Origin of the sequence: Comamonas nitrativorans (genome assembly GCF_042654765.1) — a bacterium.
GTDB lineage: Bacteria > Pseudomonadota > Gammaproteobacteria > Burkholderiales > Burkholderiaceae_C > Comamonas > Comamonas nitrativorans.
The window spans coordinates 16,218-30,767 of record NZ_JBHSEW010000001.1 but is presented as its reverse complement, the minus strand read 5'-3'; the positions used below and the strand labels follow the sequence as shown (position 1 = coordinate 30,767).

Annotated in this window: 11 protein-coding genes; 5 read left to right on the top strand and 6 right to left on the bottom strand. The window is 65.4% G+C overall.

From position 1 onward, the window contains the following. The 5 genes from ACFO3A_RS00145 to ACFO3A_RS00125 form a co-directional block, all read left to right on the top strand. A partial coding sequence (locus tag ACFO3A_RS00145) for an Ig-like domain-containing protein (protein ID WP_377722915.1) occupies positions 1-4,453 on the top strand: 4,453 nt, incomplete at its 5' end. Positions 4,454-4,565: 112 nt separating this feature from the next. Beyond that, positions 4,566-6,074 (top strand): TolC family protein, encoded by a 1,509-nt coding sequence (locus tag ACFO3A_RS00140; protein WP_377722914.1) that lies wholly within the window; start codon positions 4,566-4,568, stop codon positions 6,072-6,074. A 33-nt stretch (positions 6,075-6,107) separates the two neighbouring features. Then, positions 6,108-6,944 (top strand): efflux RND transporter periplasmic adaptor subunit, encoded by an 837-nt coding sequence (locus tag ACFO3A_RS00135; RefSeq protein ID WP_377722912.1) that lies wholly within the window; start codon positions 6,108-6,110, stop codon positions 6,942-6,944. 15 nt (positions 6,945-6,959) lie between these two features. Next, positions 6,960-8,348 (top strand): efflux RND transporter periplasmic adaptor subunit, encoded by a 1,389-nt coding sequence (locus ACFO3A_RS00130; RefSeq protein ID WP_377722910.1) that lies wholly within the window; start codon positions 6,960-6,962, stop codon positions 8,346-8,348. Between the two features lie 12 nt (positions 8,349-8,360). Beyond that, positions 8,361-10,499, top strand: a complete 2,139-nt coding sequence (locus ACFO3A_RS00125) for a site-2 protease family protein (RefSeq protein ID WP_377722909.1) — start codon at positions 8,361-8,363, stop codon at positions 10,497-10,499. On the opposite strand, the gene ACFO3A_RS00120 is transcribed toward ACFO3A_RS00125, so the two are convergent. From ACFO3A_RS00120 to ACFO3A_RS00095, 6 genes are all read right to left on the bottom strand, one after another. Then, the gene (locus tag ACFO3A_RS00120) at positions 10,496-10,849 is read right to left on the bottom strand and encodes a type II toxin-antitoxin system RelE/ParE family toxin (RefSeq protein ID WP_377722908.1); all 354 of its coding nucleotides are present in this window, start codon (positions 10,847-10,849) and stop codon (positions 10,496-10,498) included. The genes ACFO3A_RS00125 and ACFO3A_RS00120 overlap by 4 nt on opposite strands. A gap of 1 nt (position 10,850) precedes the next feature. After that, the gene (locus ACFO3A_RS00115) at positions 10,851-11,114 is read right to left on the bottom strand and encodes a plasmid stabilization protein (protein WP_377722907.1); all 264 of its coding nucleotides are present in this window, start codon (positions 11,112-11,114) and stop codon (positions 10,851-10,853) included. Between the two features lie 102 nt (positions 11,115-11,216). After that, on the bottom strand, positions 11,217-12,128 hold the full coding sequence (locus tag ACFO3A_RS00110) for a thiamine phosphate synthase (RefSeq protein ID WP_377722906.1): 912 nt from the start codon (positions 12,126-12,128) through the stop codon (positions 11,217-11,219). A 22-nt stretch (positions 12,129-12,150) separates the two neighbouring features. After that, a complete protein-coding gene (locus ACFO3A_RS00105; RefSeq protein WP_377722905.1) occupies positions 12,151-12,951 on the bottom strand; it encodes a thiazole synthase in 801 nt (266 codons plus the stop codon). Positions 12,952-13,051: 100 nt separating this feature from the next. Then, the gene (gene thiS, locus ACFO3A_RS00100; protein WP_377722904.1) at positions 13,052-13,249 is read right to left on the bottom strand and encodes a sulfur carrier protein ThiS; all 198 of its coding nucleotides are present in this window, start codon (positions 13,247-13,249) and stop codon (positions 13,052-13,054) included. Between the two features lie 11 nt (positions 13,250-13,260). Beyond that, positions 13,261-14,355, bottom strand: a complete 1,095-nt coding sequence (locus ACFO3A_RS00095; protein WP_377722903.1) for an FAD-dependent oxidoreductase — start codon at positions 14,353-14,355, stop codon at positions 13,261-13,263. Positions 14,356-14,550 lie beyond the last annotated feature (195 nt).

The window sequence follows — 14,550 nt, the reverse complement described above, 5'->3', positions numbered from 1 at the left end:
CGTCGAGATTCCCGAGGGCGGCAAGCTGTGGGTGCGGGTGCCGGTGGTCAATGACGACCTGCCCGAAGGCGAACATGGGTTCAAGCTCAAAGCCACCAACACGGGTGGCGGCAGCGAAGAAGGCACCGTCACCATCGACGACGAAGGCAAAGGCGACCTGCTGATCGAAAACCCAGGCTTTGACCCGAGCAAACCGATTGACAACACCAACAAGCCGTTGATTCCGGGCACACCCGGGCAGCCGGTAGACCCGGCCAACCCGGATGGGCCCAAGGTGCCTGAGCGGGACGACGATCGTGCGATCGGCGTGGACAGCATTACGGTGAACGAGGGTTCCTCGCATGGCGTGTTCACGGTGACGGGTTCCAAGGGGCAGAAGGTGACGCTGGAGCTGGCCGATGGCACGGCTACGGGCGGCGGTGTGGACTTTGGCAGCAAGGGCAGCGACAACCTGCAGTATTCGCAGGATGGCGGCAAGACCTGGCATGACTATGTTCCCGGCACGTCGGTGGAGATCACCGATGCCGACGGCAAGCTGCTGGTGCGCACGCCCATCGTCAACGATGACGAGACCGAGATCAGCGAGGACTTCACGCTGGAGGTGAAGGTGGTGGGCGGCAAGGCCACGGCCACCGGCACGGGCACGATCCGGGACGATGGCACGGGCGATCTCTGGGTGCCGGAAGACCGGGAAAATCCCAGCAGCCCGCTCAAACCCAACCCCGATCCGGGCCAGCCCGGCCATGTGGTGCCGGATGTGGACAACCGCGACCCGTTGGCGCCGCCGACTTCGGTGACGACGCCGGAGGACACACCGGTCAGTGGCCGGGTGCCCGGCACCGACCCGGATGGCGATGATCTGACCTATACCGAGAAGACCCCGCCGGCCCATGGCACGGTGGTGGTGGACAAGGACGGTTCGTACACCTATACGCCGGACAAGGATTACCACGGCCCGGATAGCTTCGAGGTCGAGGTGGACGACGGCAAGGGCGGCAAGACCACGACCACCGTGACGGTGACCGTGACGCCGGTGAACGATGCGCCGCAAGCGCCCGATTACGACGAAACCACGCCGGAGGACACCCCGGTCAGCGGCAAGGTGACGGGCACCGATGTGGATGGCGACGACCTGACCTACAGCAAGGGCAGCGATCCCAGGCACGGCACGGTGACGGTGCAGCCGGACGGCAGCTATACCTACACGCCCAATCCTGACTTCAACGGCACGGACAGCTTTACCGTGGAAGTGAGCGATGGCAAGGGCGGCTGGACGACCAGCATCGTCACGGTGGTCGTGACCCCGGTGAACGACGCCCCGACGGCCCCCCCGGTGGATTTGTCCACCAAGGAGAACACGCCTGTGACGGGCAAGGTGGACGGCAAGGACCCTGACGGGGACGATCTGTCCTACACCGAAAAGACCCCACCTGCCAAGGGCACGGTGGTGATCGACGAAAAGACCGGCGAGTTCACTTACACGCCCGACTCCGGTACTTCGGGCAAGGACAGCTTCGAGGTGGAAGTGGACGACGGCAATGGCGGCAAGACCACGGTGGTCGTTACCGTGGACGTGAATGGCCGCCCCGAAGCCGGGCCTGACCATGTGACCACGCCGGAAGACACCCCGGTCAGCGGCAAGGTGACAGGCACCGACCCCGATGGCGACGACCTGACCTATAGCAAGGGCAGCGGCCCGGCCCACGGCACCGTGACGGTGAACGAGGACGGCAGCTACACCTATGTGCCCGGCCCCGACTATGTGGGCGAGGACAGCTTCGAGGTCATCGTCAAGGACGGCAAGGGCAATGAAACCACCACGACGGTGACGGTCACGGTGACGCCTTTGAACGATGACCCGACCGCGCCGAACTACTTTGAGAGCACGCCGGAAGACACGCCGCTGCACGGCAAGGTGGAAGGCAGCGATGTGGATGGCGACGACCTGACCTACACCAAGGGCAGCGATCCCAAGCACGGCACGGTGACGGTGAACGAGGACGGCAGCTACACCTATGTGCCCGACGAGGACTTCAACGGCACGGACAGCTTCGAGGTGATCGTGGACGACGGCAACGGTGGCAAGACCACAAGCACCGTGACGGTGAACGTGACGCCGGAAAACGATGCGCCGCAAGCGCCGGATTACGAGCGCACTATCCCCGAGGACACGCCGCTGGTGGGCAAGGTGCAGGGCAGCGACCCGGATGGCGACCCGCTGACCTATACCAAGGGCAGCGATCCCAAGCACGGCACGGTGACGGTGAACCCGGATGGCGACTATATCTATGTGCCCGAGCCGAACTTCCATGGCGAGGACAGCTTTACCGTGACGGTGAGCGACGGTCAGGGCGGTACCACCACGTCCATCGTGACGATCACGGTAACGCCGGAGAACGATGCGCCGACGGCTCCGCCGGTCTATATCGAGACCAAGCAGGGTGACCCCATTCCCGGCAAGGTGGTGGGCGATGACCCGGATGGCGACGACCTGGCTTACAAGGTGATCGATGGCCCGAGCAAGGGTACGGTGGAGCTGAACAAGGACGGCACGTTCACTTATGTGCCTGAGCCGCCCTACGATGGCCCGGATAGCTTCACCGTGGAGGTGGACGATGGCAAGGGCGGCAAGACCACGACCACGGTGTATGTGAACGTGAAGCCGGACAACAAGGCACCGGAAGCGCCGGATTACGACGAGACCGTGAAGGAAGACCAGCCTTTGGTGGGCCGGGTGGAGGGCACTGACTCCAACCAAGACCCGCTGACCTATACGGTGGACGAGGGGCCGAAGCACGGCACGGTGACGGTGAACCCGGACGGCGGCTACATCTATGTGCCCGAGCCGAACTTCCATGGCGAGGACAGCTTTACCGTGACGGTGGATGACGGCAAGGGCGGCAAGACCACCTCGACCGTCAATATCACCGTGACGCCGGAGAACGACGCCCCGGTAGCGCCGCCCGTGCGGATGACCACGCCGGAGGACACGCCCATCGATGGCAGGGTGACGGGCACGGACGTGGATGGCGACACGCTGACCTATACCAAGGGCAGCGATCCCAAGAACGGTACGGTCACGGTCAATCAGGATGGCACGTTCACCTATACGCCCGACAAGGACTGGAACGGTACCGATAGCTTTGAAGTGACGGTGGACGACGGCAACGGCGGCAAGGTTACGACCACGGTGACCGTGGTCGTGATACCGGAGAACGACGTGCCCGAGGCCGACACCGTGGAGTTGCAGACCAACGACAACACGCCGGTGACGGGGAAGGTGACCGGCACCGATCCGGACGGCGATCCGCTGACTTACAGCCCTGGCCCCAATGGCCCTGGACACGGTACGGTGACCATCACCCCTGACGGCAAGTTCACCTATGTGCCGGAGCCCGGCTTCCACGGCAAGGACAGCTTCGAGGTGACGTTGGACGATGGCAAGGGCGGCAAGACCACGACCACGGTGACGGTAGATGTGAACGGCACGCCCAAGGCTCCGCCGGTGGATCTGACGACCGACGAAGGCGTGAACGTACCCGGCAAGGTGGAGGGTTTCGACCCGGACGGCGACAAACTGACCTACGAGGTGACGACGCCGCCGGGCCAGGGCACGGTGATTTTTGTGCCGGAGACGGGGGACTTCATCTACGTGCCCAAGCCAGGCACCAGCGGCACCGATACCTTCGAGGTAACGGTGGACGATGGCCGTGGCGGCAAGACCACTGTGACCGTGACGGTGAATGTGCGGCCCACGCCGGCACCGGATACGGGCAGACCCAACGTGCCGCAGCCACCGGATACGCAGCGCCCCGAAGGGCCGCTGTCCGGTGGTCAGGGTGGCCTGGTGACGGGTGACGTGGCCGGTATGCCCGGGGTGTTCTTCTATTGGGACGATGTCAATCGCGTAACCCGTATCGATGGTCCCCTGCACCCGATCGTATTTGTTGCGCCGACCGTGTCCGAAAGCCAGGCGCAGCGGGAGCGAACCGAACTGTTGGGCAACGACCTTGGGCTGGCCCAGGCGGGCGAGTTGCAGGCGACGTCGATCGGCGCGGGCCTGGTGCTGCAACCGAGCAACGTGATCTACGTTTCCCGTGCAGTGCATGAGTCGCAGGACATCAGCTCTTTCTGGAGCCGCGTGGCCCAGATGCTGCGAGGCAACTTGCCTGCCGATGCGCCCCAGAGCCAGTCGAATGTGGCTGCCGAGGCTGGCATCCCGGCTTCGTTGCAGGAGGCCGGTGCGCCTGCCGCCGAGGAGCAGGACGATGGCGCCGAACAGCCGCAGGCCGACGCCCAGACCTTGCTGCTGTTGCAGCGTTGGGCCTTGGACGACACCGCTCGGGAGCTGGAGCGCCAAGCCGCCGCGCAGCAGCGCGAGCCGGTGGCCGGTTCGTTCCGCCAGCAGCTGGAGGCCCAGGCCCGCCAATTGCTCAGCCACGTCAATGGATAACGACCCCAGCCCCCGTGCCGCCCGATGGGCCGGTGCGGGGGACAGTGATGGATATGCCCCCTGACTTTTTGAAAATTTTCCTAAAAGAGAGAACCTTTCCATGAAATACCGTATGCCCCCTTTTGCTCTGCGTCTGACTGTTGCCTGCATGCCTCTGGTACTGGCGGCTTGTGGGTCTGTCCAGCCCAAAGCGTTCACCGCCGAGGAACTCAATGACCGTGTGACCTCGGACATGGTGGCCATGTACAAGGATCAGGAGGCCATTGCTGCGCCGATCGACTTTCATGAAGCAGCTGCCCGTGCGCTGAAATACAACCTGGACTACAAGCTCAAGCTGATGGAGACGGCCTTGAGCCGCAATCTGCACGATGTGTCCACTTACGAAATGCTGCCCCGGCTGGTGGCGGGCGCGGGCTATGCCCATCGCAACAATGATTCCGGCGGTACGTCCATCGGCATCGAGGATCGCCTGCAGTCGCTGCGCCCCTCGACCTCGCAGGAGCGCGATCACTCGATGGCCAACCTGTCCTTCTCGTGGAATGCGCTGGACTTCGGCGTGTCGTACTTCCGCGCCCAGCAGAAGGCCGATCAGGTGCTGATGGCCGAGGAGCGTCGCCGCAAGGTGATCCAGAACGTGCTGCAGGACGTGCGCAACAGCTACTGGCGTGCCCTGGGCGCACAAAAGCTGCTGACCCGCGTGGATACGCTGCTGGAACGGGTGAACAAGGCACTGGTGCGGGCCAAGGAAATCGAGAAGCAGGGCCTGATGCCCCAGGCCCAGGTGCTGGGCTACCAGCGTGCCCTGCTGGATGCGGTGAACACCCTGACACTGCGCCGCCAGGACCTGGAGCTGGCCCGTGCCGAGCTGCGTGCCCTGATGTCGGTGGCCCCCGGCGTGAACTTCACGCTGGCCGAGCAGGCCGAGCTGTCCCTGCCCCGCATTCCTGTGAACGTGGAGGCGCTGGAGCGCCTGGCCCTGGAAAAGCGCCCGGAGATCATGGAAGAGTGGTACCGCAAGCGCGTGACGGAGAACGACATCAAGGCGGCCAAGGTGCTGCTGTGGCCCAACATCAGCTTCGATGCGGGCTGGCAGTACGACTCGAACAAATACAACTACAACAGCAGCTGGTTCGATACTGGCCTGCGCGTGTCCTGGAACTTGCTGAAGCTGACGCAATACCCGGCGCTGAAGCGTGCCCACCAGGCCCAGAACGATACCGACGACATGCGCCGCCTGGCCTTGTCGATGGCCGTGCTGACGCAGGTGCGCGTGGGCGTGCAGCGCTACGGACTGTCGCTGCAGGAGCTGGAGTTTGCCGAGGAAAGCCTGCGTGTGGACCAGCGTCTGCTGAACTATGCCCAGGCTGCGGCCAAGAGCCAGTTTGATTCCGAACTGGAAGTGATCCGCACCGAAGCCCGTGCTTTGCTGGGCGAGTACCAGCGCTATGCCGCATACTCCAACGCCCAGGCTGCCTGGGGACGGCTGTACAACTCGGTCGGGCTGGACATCCTGCCTGAAACGGTCGAGAGCCACGATGTGAGTACCTTGGCCGTAGCGATGAAGGACACGATGAACCAGTGGCAGCAAACCGTGTTTCAAGCCGCTGCACAACAGCAATAACGGTCGATGAGTGAATCGGCTGCAATGACGAAAATGAAGTATTTCCCCTGGATGGCGGCCTGTACTGCCTTGTGTATCGGTGGTCTGGCCCAGGCGCAGCAGACGGCGCCTGCCGGTCAGCCCGCTTTATCAATCGAGACAGCCCCCAAGCCGCCGGTGGCGGGTGTTTCCAGCGCCGTTCCGGCAGCGCCCGTGGCTGACCCCCATGCTATCCGGGTGCTGCTCAGTCCGGAGCTGGAAACCGTGCTGGCGGCGCAGATGCTAGGGCAGGTGGCCAATGTGCATGTGGGCCTGGGCGAGAAGGTGGGCAAGGGCAAGACCTTGCTCAGTTTCGATTGCAGCGAGGCCAATGCCCGCCTGCGGATCGCCCAGGCCGAGTATGCCAATGCCAAGGAAACGCTGGATGCCAAGGAGCGCCTGCGCAAGCTGGATGCGGCCGGGGATACCGAGGTGATGCTGGCCAAGACCATGGCCGACAAGGCCAAGGCGGCCATCAACCTGAGCCAGGTGGAGACCGGCCAGTGCGTGGTGAAGGCGCCCTTTGTCGGCCATGTGGTGAAGCTGCACGTCAAGCCGGCCCAGGGTGTCAATGTCGGGGTGCCGTTGCTGGAAATGGTCAGCGACGGGCCTTTGAAGCTGCGCCTGAACGTCCCCTCGCGCTGGCTGCATGCCTTGAAGGTGGGTACGGCCTTTGAAGTGGCGATCGACGAGACACGCAAGTCCTATCCGGCCAAGGTGACGGCCATTAACGCCCGGGTGGATGCCATCGCCCAGACGGTGGAGCTGGAGGCGCATATCGAAGGCCAGCACGCCGAGCTGCTGGCCGGGATGAGCGGCGTGGCACGCTTCCCCGATGCCGTTCAGCAATAAGGCGGCGCACAGACCATGAGCCATGCCAGTCCTTCGGCGGCCAGTCTGGTCGCCCAGTTGGAGGCGCGTGCCCGCGCTGCGAACACTCCGGCAGAGCTGGCGTTTTCGGTTGCCAACGACACCTTGCCTTTGCTGGGCTTTCGCCAGGCGCTGGTGTTCGCCGGCAGCGGCAAGCAGGCACGGTTGCAGACCATTTCCGGGCTGGCCTTGCCTGCCGAGGACAGTCCCTACCTGATCTGGCTGCGCCGCTGCTGGCCCTGGATGCAGCAGCAGGTGGGCGAGGCTGGGGGTTGGTTGCCTGCGCCCACCGCTGGCGGCAGCGCCCCTGCCGAGGCAGACGGCCCGCAGATGGCGCCGCCGCCTGCCGAGGTGCTGGACGGCTGGGCCGAATGGTGGCCGCAGGGCCTGTATGCCGTGCCGCTGCGCCGCCGCGATGGCGTGGTGCTGGCGTGGGTGGCGTTTTTGCTGGAAAAGCCGCCGACCGTATTGCAGCAGCAGGCGCTGGCCCATCTGGCCGTGCAGTGGGGGTATTGCTGGGAGATGCTGGGCGGCAAGCCCCGCGTCGGCATGCGCCAGCGCTGGCAGGCCTTGGGGCGCAAGCGCCATGTGCTCTGGCTGGTCTTGGCGCTGCTGCTGGTCATGCCGGTGCGCCAGTCGGCCCTGGCGCCGGCCGAGATCGTGGCCCTGGATGCCACGACGGTGGCCTCTCCCCTGGACGGGGTGGTGAAGGCCTTCCACGTTCGGCCCAATCAGGCGGTGCAGGCCGGGGATCTGCTGTTTTCCCTGGATGACACCACTTTGCGCAACCGGCTGGAGGTGGCGACCCAGTCGGTCGCCGTGGCCGATGCCGAGTGGATGGCCGCCAGCCAGAAGGCGTTCGACAATTTCCAAAGCAAGGGCGAGCTGGCCCTGCTGCAAGGCCGCGCCCAGGAAAAACGCGCCGAGCTGGCTGCCGTACAGGCCCAGCTGGCCCGCATTGACGTGCGTGCGCCGCATGACGGGATTGCCGTGTTCGGCGCAGTCGATGACTGGCTGGGCCGCCCGGTGGTTACGGGGGAACGCATTGTGCAGATGGCCAATCCGGCTTCGGCGGGCGTGCTGATTTATCTGCCGGTGGCCGATGCCCTGGTGCTGGAGGAGAACGCCCCGGTCAAACTGTTTCTGACCGTGCGCCCCCTGTCACCGCTGCTTGCCCACATCGCTGAAACCAGCTACCAGGCCAGCCTGTCGCCGGACAACGTGGCCAGCTACCGCCTGCGGGCCACGCTGGATGCACCGGCCAACCGGGACGACGCCCGCATCGGCCTGCGCGGCACGGCCAAGATCTCTGGCGGCTGGGTACCGCTGGCGTACTACCTGCTGCGCCGCCCCCTGGCCACCCTGCGGGCCTGGAGCGGCTGGTAACGAAGGGGCACGATGCCACAGATAACCCTGCCCGTACCGGCCCCGCTGCCATCGCCTGCAGAGCCGCAGGCCGGCCCGCCGCCACCGCTGCGCCAGGACTTGCGCCTGCATTCCAGCGCCGCGTTTGCCGATGGCTCTCCGGCCTGGGCGATTCAGGATCCGGTGACCAACCGCTTCTACCGGATCGGCTGGCTGGAGTACGAATGCCTGCTGCGCTGGGATTGGCCCCCGGAACGCATCGCCGAAGATATTTCCACGCATACGACAATGGAGGTCGATGCCGAGGAAGTGCAGGCATTCGCACAGTTTCTTGACCAGCACAATTTGCTGCGGGCCTCGCCCCAGAAGGTGCAGCAGCTACAGAAAAAAAGCGGGCAGACCCCCTGGAAAAGCGCCCAGTGGTGGCTGCATACCTATTTGTTCATCCGCATCCCCCTGGTGCGCCCCCAGCGTTTGCTGCAGACGCTGTTGCCGTGGGTGCAGCCGCTGTTCAGCTGGACGGCGCTGTGGCTGCTCCTGGGTGCGACGGGGCTGGGTCTGGTGCTGGTGGCCCGCCAGTGGGAGACGTTCACCCACAGCTTCATGGACATGCTCTCGCCTTCCGGGCTGGCCGGGTTCGCCCTGGCCTTGATCGTCTCCAAGACCCTGCATGAAATGGGCCACGCCCTGGTGGCGACCCGCCTGGGGGTGCGCGTGGCGCACATGGGGGTGGCCTTTGTGGTGCTGTGGCCCATGCTGTATACGGATACGGGTGAATCCTGGCGGCTGCGCAGCCACCGCCAGCGGCTGGCGATCTCGATTGCCGGTGTCAGCACCGAACTGGCGCTGGCGGGGCTGGCCACGCTGGCCTGGGCCTTGCTGGACGACGGCATGTTGCGCCAGTCCATGCTGTACCTGGCGACCACGGGCTGGATTCTGTCGCTGGCGTTGAACGTCAGCCCCTTCATGCGCTTCGACGGGTATTTCATCCTCTCGGACGTGCTGGACTTTCCGAACCTGCACGAACGTGCGGGGGGCATGGCCAAGGCGTTCATGCGCCGCAAGCTGCTGGGCCTGAATGAGCCTGATCCCGAGCCGTTCCGCCCCGAAGTGCGCTGGAAGCTGCGCCTGTTCGCCTACCTGACCTGGCTGTACCGGCTGACGGTGTTTCTGGGCATTGCCTTGGCGGTGTATTACTTCTTCTTCAAGGCGCTGGGCATTTTTCTTCTGCTGGTGGAACTGTGGTGGTTCGTCGCCAAACCTGTGTGGGTTGAAATCATGGTCTGGAAAAAACGTTGGGCCGAGGTGCCCCTGGGCAACCGCCTGGGCCTGTGGGGCGCAGTGCTGTTGCTGCTGGTGGTGCTGGCCTTCCCCTGGTCGAGCGAAGTGAGTGCCTACGGTGTTGCCCGCGCCCAGCGCCAGCAGGTGGTGTTCAGCCCGCAGCCGGCGCAGGTACTGCAGGTGCTGCCCGGGAGCAGCGTGCAGGCGGGCCAGCCCCTGGCGTTGCTGGACATGCCCGATTTGCACGCCCGCCGCGCCCGCACCCAGGCCAGCGTGCAGGCCCTGTCGCGCCAATTGCCAGCGTTGATGGACATGGAAAAGGGGCTGGACGTGCAGCAGGCCACTATGCGCCGCTTGCAGGAGCAGTTGGCCGAAGCCCAGGCCATCGACGCCGAGGCGGCGCGGCTGCAGCTCAAGGCCGAATTTTCCGGCCAGTGGCTGGACGTGGATCCGCACCTGCGTGCGGGCGCCTGGGTCAATCCCCGCGTCCCCCTGGGGGTGCTGGTCGATCCGGCCAGCTGGGTGGTTGATGCCTATGTGCCGCAGCAGGAAATCGAGCGCATCCGCGTCGGTGCTGCCGCGAGGTTCTGGCCGCAAAACTGGGCGCAGCCGATTGCTGCCACCGTGATTGCCCTGGATGGCGCCCGCACCCAGCAGCTGGCCTACCCCATGCTCGATGCCCGCTTCGGCGGCAAGATCGCCACCCAGGCGCATGAGAAAGAGGCCATTCCCGCCTACCCGGTGTACCGTGTCCGCCTGCAACTGCAAGCACCCCCACCCCAATTGCGCGAGCTGCGCGGCACGGCCCATATCGAAGGCCAGCGCAGCAGCTGGCTGGGGGAGGTATTGCAAACCACCTTGGCGGTGCTGATTCGGGAGAGTGGGTTTTAGCTTGTAGCTAAATGGAAGGCGTTAAACCCATTCCCCGCCCGTGCCGTGGCTCTGGCCTGCATCAACGGATGCGTATGTGATTTTTGGCGTTGTCCAACGACGGCCAGGACGTTGATGACCTGCTCCAGATCATTCACTTCGTAGAGAATGTTTTGTCCGATAGTGCTGATTCGGCGCACGCCCTCGCCATAGCGCGAATCTGCCTCGTACAGGCGTGGAAAATCGGACAGACGGTCGGTCGAGGACAGCACGCGCCCGGTGACGTACTCGGCGTCCCACAGCGATGCTTTTTCAGCTAGGTATTCAAAAAGCGCCAGCACGTCCTCGATGGCCGAGGCGCTCCAGTTCACCCTATAGGGCATTACGCAAATCCTGAGCGCGGGTTGCAAGGGCATCGCGCAGCAGGCTGGTACTCATGCCAGGGCGTTTGTCGGCACGGGCTGCGATTACTTTGCGGCGTACCTGGTCGTCGTATTCGGCCTGGGCTAGCTCCTCGTCGGCTAGCCGTTGCAGCAGTTCTGCCTTCGCGGCACCCTTGCCGGGCAGGATGTGCGGCAGGTTTTCGGCCAGTTCACGAAGGAAATTGGCGTTCTCGTAATGAAGTGTGGAAGTCATTGGATTGCCTTTCTGCCCTGCCGGGAGGTTATGAAAACGGTTGTGACCACAGCCAGGATGATACGGGGTGGCACTTTGCGCCGAATGTGCTGGCTGGGGCGGTCAGCCCAGCGCCGCCAGCAGGGCCTGCGCCGCCGCTTCCGGATTCGGTGCATTGACCAGGGCCCGCACCACGGCAATGCTGCCGACGCCGGTGGCCTGCACGGCGGCAAATTGCTCGGCACCGATGCCGCCGATGGCCACCAGCGGCGTGCCGCGCAGCAGCCGGGCGTAGGCGGCCAGCCGGGCCAGCCCTTGCGGGGCGGTGGCCATTTTTTTCAGCGTGGTGGGGAAGACGGCGCCCAGGGCGATGTAGCTGGGCTGCACGGCCTGGGCCTTGCACATTTCGGCATAGCCGTGGGTGCTGATGCCCAGGCGCGTGCCACTGGTGCGGATGCGCTCCAGCGCGTCTGCGGGCAGGGCGTCCAGGTCTTCCTGGCCGATGTGGATGCCGTAGGCGCCGGCGTCCAGCGCGGCTTGCCAGTGGTCGTTGATGAACAGGCGGGCGCCGGTGCCCTGCACGGCGGCGACGGCGGCCTGCACCTGGGCGCGGATGGCGGCGGGGTCGTCGCTTTTGAAGCGCAGTTGCACCGTGGGCACGCCGGCGCGGGCCATGCGGCCCACCCAGTCGGCATCGGGCAGCACCGCGTACAGGCCCAGTTGCTGCGGGCAGGGGGCAAAGGCGCGGGCCGGGTCGGGCGCGGCCAGGCCGAAGTCTGCCGGGTGGTGGGGCCACAGGGCGGCGTCGAACGCGCCCAGGCGCTGGCTTTGCCGTTGCCAGGCCAGGGCCAGCGTTTGGGCGTCGCAGGCGATAAAGCCCAACTGGCTGCAGGCGGCCAGGGCGGCCTGGTACACCGGGTCGGGGTTGTTGGCGTCGGCAGGCGTGGGCTGGGCGGGCAGGCCGTCCTGCCCGGCAAAGCGGGCGCTGTGGGCGGCCAGGATGGCGGCCTGCATGGTGTCGATGGCTGCGTTCATGCGTCGTGGTGCATTGCGTGGTTCAGGCGTGGTGCCAGAAGGGGGTGCCCAGGGTGGGCGTGCTGGGCTGGGCGGCGGTCTGTTCGGCCATGGCCCCGGCCAGATGGGCGGCGCGGCCGGCTTGCACGGCATCGGCAAAGGCGCCGGCCATCTGTACCGGGTCTTGCGCCAGGGCGACGGCGGTGTTGAGCAGCACGCCGTCAAAGCCCCATTCCATGACGGTGCAGGCGTGGCTGGGGCGGCCCAGCCCGGCATCGACGATCAGCGGCACGTCCAGCCGCTCGCGCAGCACCTGCATGGCGTAGGGGTTGGCTGGGCCACGGCCGGTGCCGATGGGTGCGGCCCAGGGCATGACGGCCTGGCAGCCGACATCCACCAGGCGCTGGCACAGCACCAGGTCTTCGGTGCAGTAGGGCAGGACGTTGAAGCCGTCCTTGATGAGGATGTCTGCCGCCTGCACCAGATTCAGCGTATCGGGCTGCAGGGTGTAGTCGTCGCCGATCAGCTCCAGCTTGATCCAGGGGGTGTCGAAGACTTCGCGGGCCATCTGCGCGGTGGTGACGGCTTCTTGCAGGCTCATGCAGCCGGCGGTGTTGGGCAGCACGGGCACGTTCAGTTGCCGCAGCAGTTGCCAGAAGCTGGCCCCGGCGTCCTGCACCTGGGCGGTGTTGCTGCCCTGGCGGCGCAGCGAGGCGGTGACCATCGCAGGCCGGGCGCGGCGCACGGCGGCTTCCAGAATGGCGGGCGAGGGGTAGCGCGAGGTGCCCAGCAGCAGGCGGCTTTCAAAGGTGTGGCCGTAGAGGGTGAGCGGTGTATCGGTCATGGTATCTAATAAAATAGGAGCTTCTTCCGCTTGTATTTGAATGATTTCAGATATTTTCAATGCTGAAATCCACTGTTTTCAATCGGTAGAAGCTATGGTTTTAACCACCCGTAACCGGGGAGATCACTTCCAGCCGGTCCCCGGCTTGCAGCGCGTGCTGGGCGTACTGGGTTTTGGGAATGAACTGGGTATTCACGGCCACGGCAAAGGGCGGGCGGGCGTTCCACTGCGCCAGCGCATCGGCCACGGTGGCGGATGCTGGCAGCGCGACGGGTTGTTGGTTGATCAGTATCTGCATGGCGGCAAAGTTTAGCCGTGCAGCACCGGCACTTGCATCTGCGCGGCCAGGGCGCTGTGGCCGCCCTTCAGCACCTGCAGAGCGATGTCGTGCATGGTCGGGGCAATCATGAAGCCGTGGCGGTACAGGCCATTGACCTGCAGCACGCGCTCGCCCACCCAGCGCAGCGCGGGCAGGTTGTCCGGCAGGGTGGGGCGCAGGCCGGTGTTGAGTTCCAGAATGCGTGCCTCGGCAAAGCCGCTGTGGACGGTGTAGAGAGCGCTTAAAAGCTCCATCGTCGAGCGCAGGCTGGCCGGGCCGGCATCGCTCGATTCGATCTCGGTCGCGCCGATGACGAAGACGTGGTTTTCCTTGGGCGCGATGTAGAGCGAATAGCGCGGGTGAATCAGGCGCGTGGGGCGTTGCAACGTCACTTCCGGCGCATGGACGCGAATCACCTCGCCGCGCACGCCGCGCAGTTGCGGCCAGGCGGTTTGGGCGCCCAGGCCCCGGCAGTCCAGTACCAGGTCGGGCTGGCCTGGCTGGCCGGGGGTGAAGTCGGCCAGTTCCTTCGGGGTGTGCCAGTGCAGGGCGACGCCCAGCGCTTGCAGCTCGGCCATCAGGGCGGGCAGCAATTGGCGGTTGTCTAGTTGGCCTTCGCCGGGTAGCAGGATGCCCGCCTGAAAGCGGCCTTGCAGCGCGGGTTCGACCTCGCCCAGGCGTTGGGCGTCGAGCTGCTCGGGGCGCGGCAGGCTGGTGTTGAGGTGGTAGTTCTTGTCGAACAGGCCCGACAGGCGCTGGGCGTCCGCCCCGTCCTGGCGGTGCCAGACGATGAGGGTGCCGTTGCGCTGGAAATACACCGGGGTGCGCAAATCCTGCAGCAGCGCGGGCCAGCGCTCCAGGCTGTGCTGGCCCATGCGTACCACGTTGGGTTCGGTCACTGCCGATTCGGCCAGGGGGGCCAGCATGGCGGCAGCCACCGGGGCGGCAGCGCCGTCGCCGCTGGGGCCGTGGGCGTCGAAAACTTCGACCTGGTGGCCCTGGCGGGCCAGGCTCAGGGCCAGCAGGCGACCCATCAGGCCGGCGCCTAAAACGGTGATGCGGGAGGGGGTGGTCAGGGTGAACATGGCAGGGTGCGGCTCCAGAGTGTCAAGGGCAAAACCAGGACAAAACCGGGCGCAATGGCGCCTGCTGATGGAAACTCCCCACGCCAGCATGATCTGGATCGGGTCTTTGGAGGCGTCGCCTCCAGGGTATGTTCTCAGTCGCGCGGCTGTTTGTTTCAACAGCGGGACACCCCTGTTTCGTCCGTAGAGCGTGCA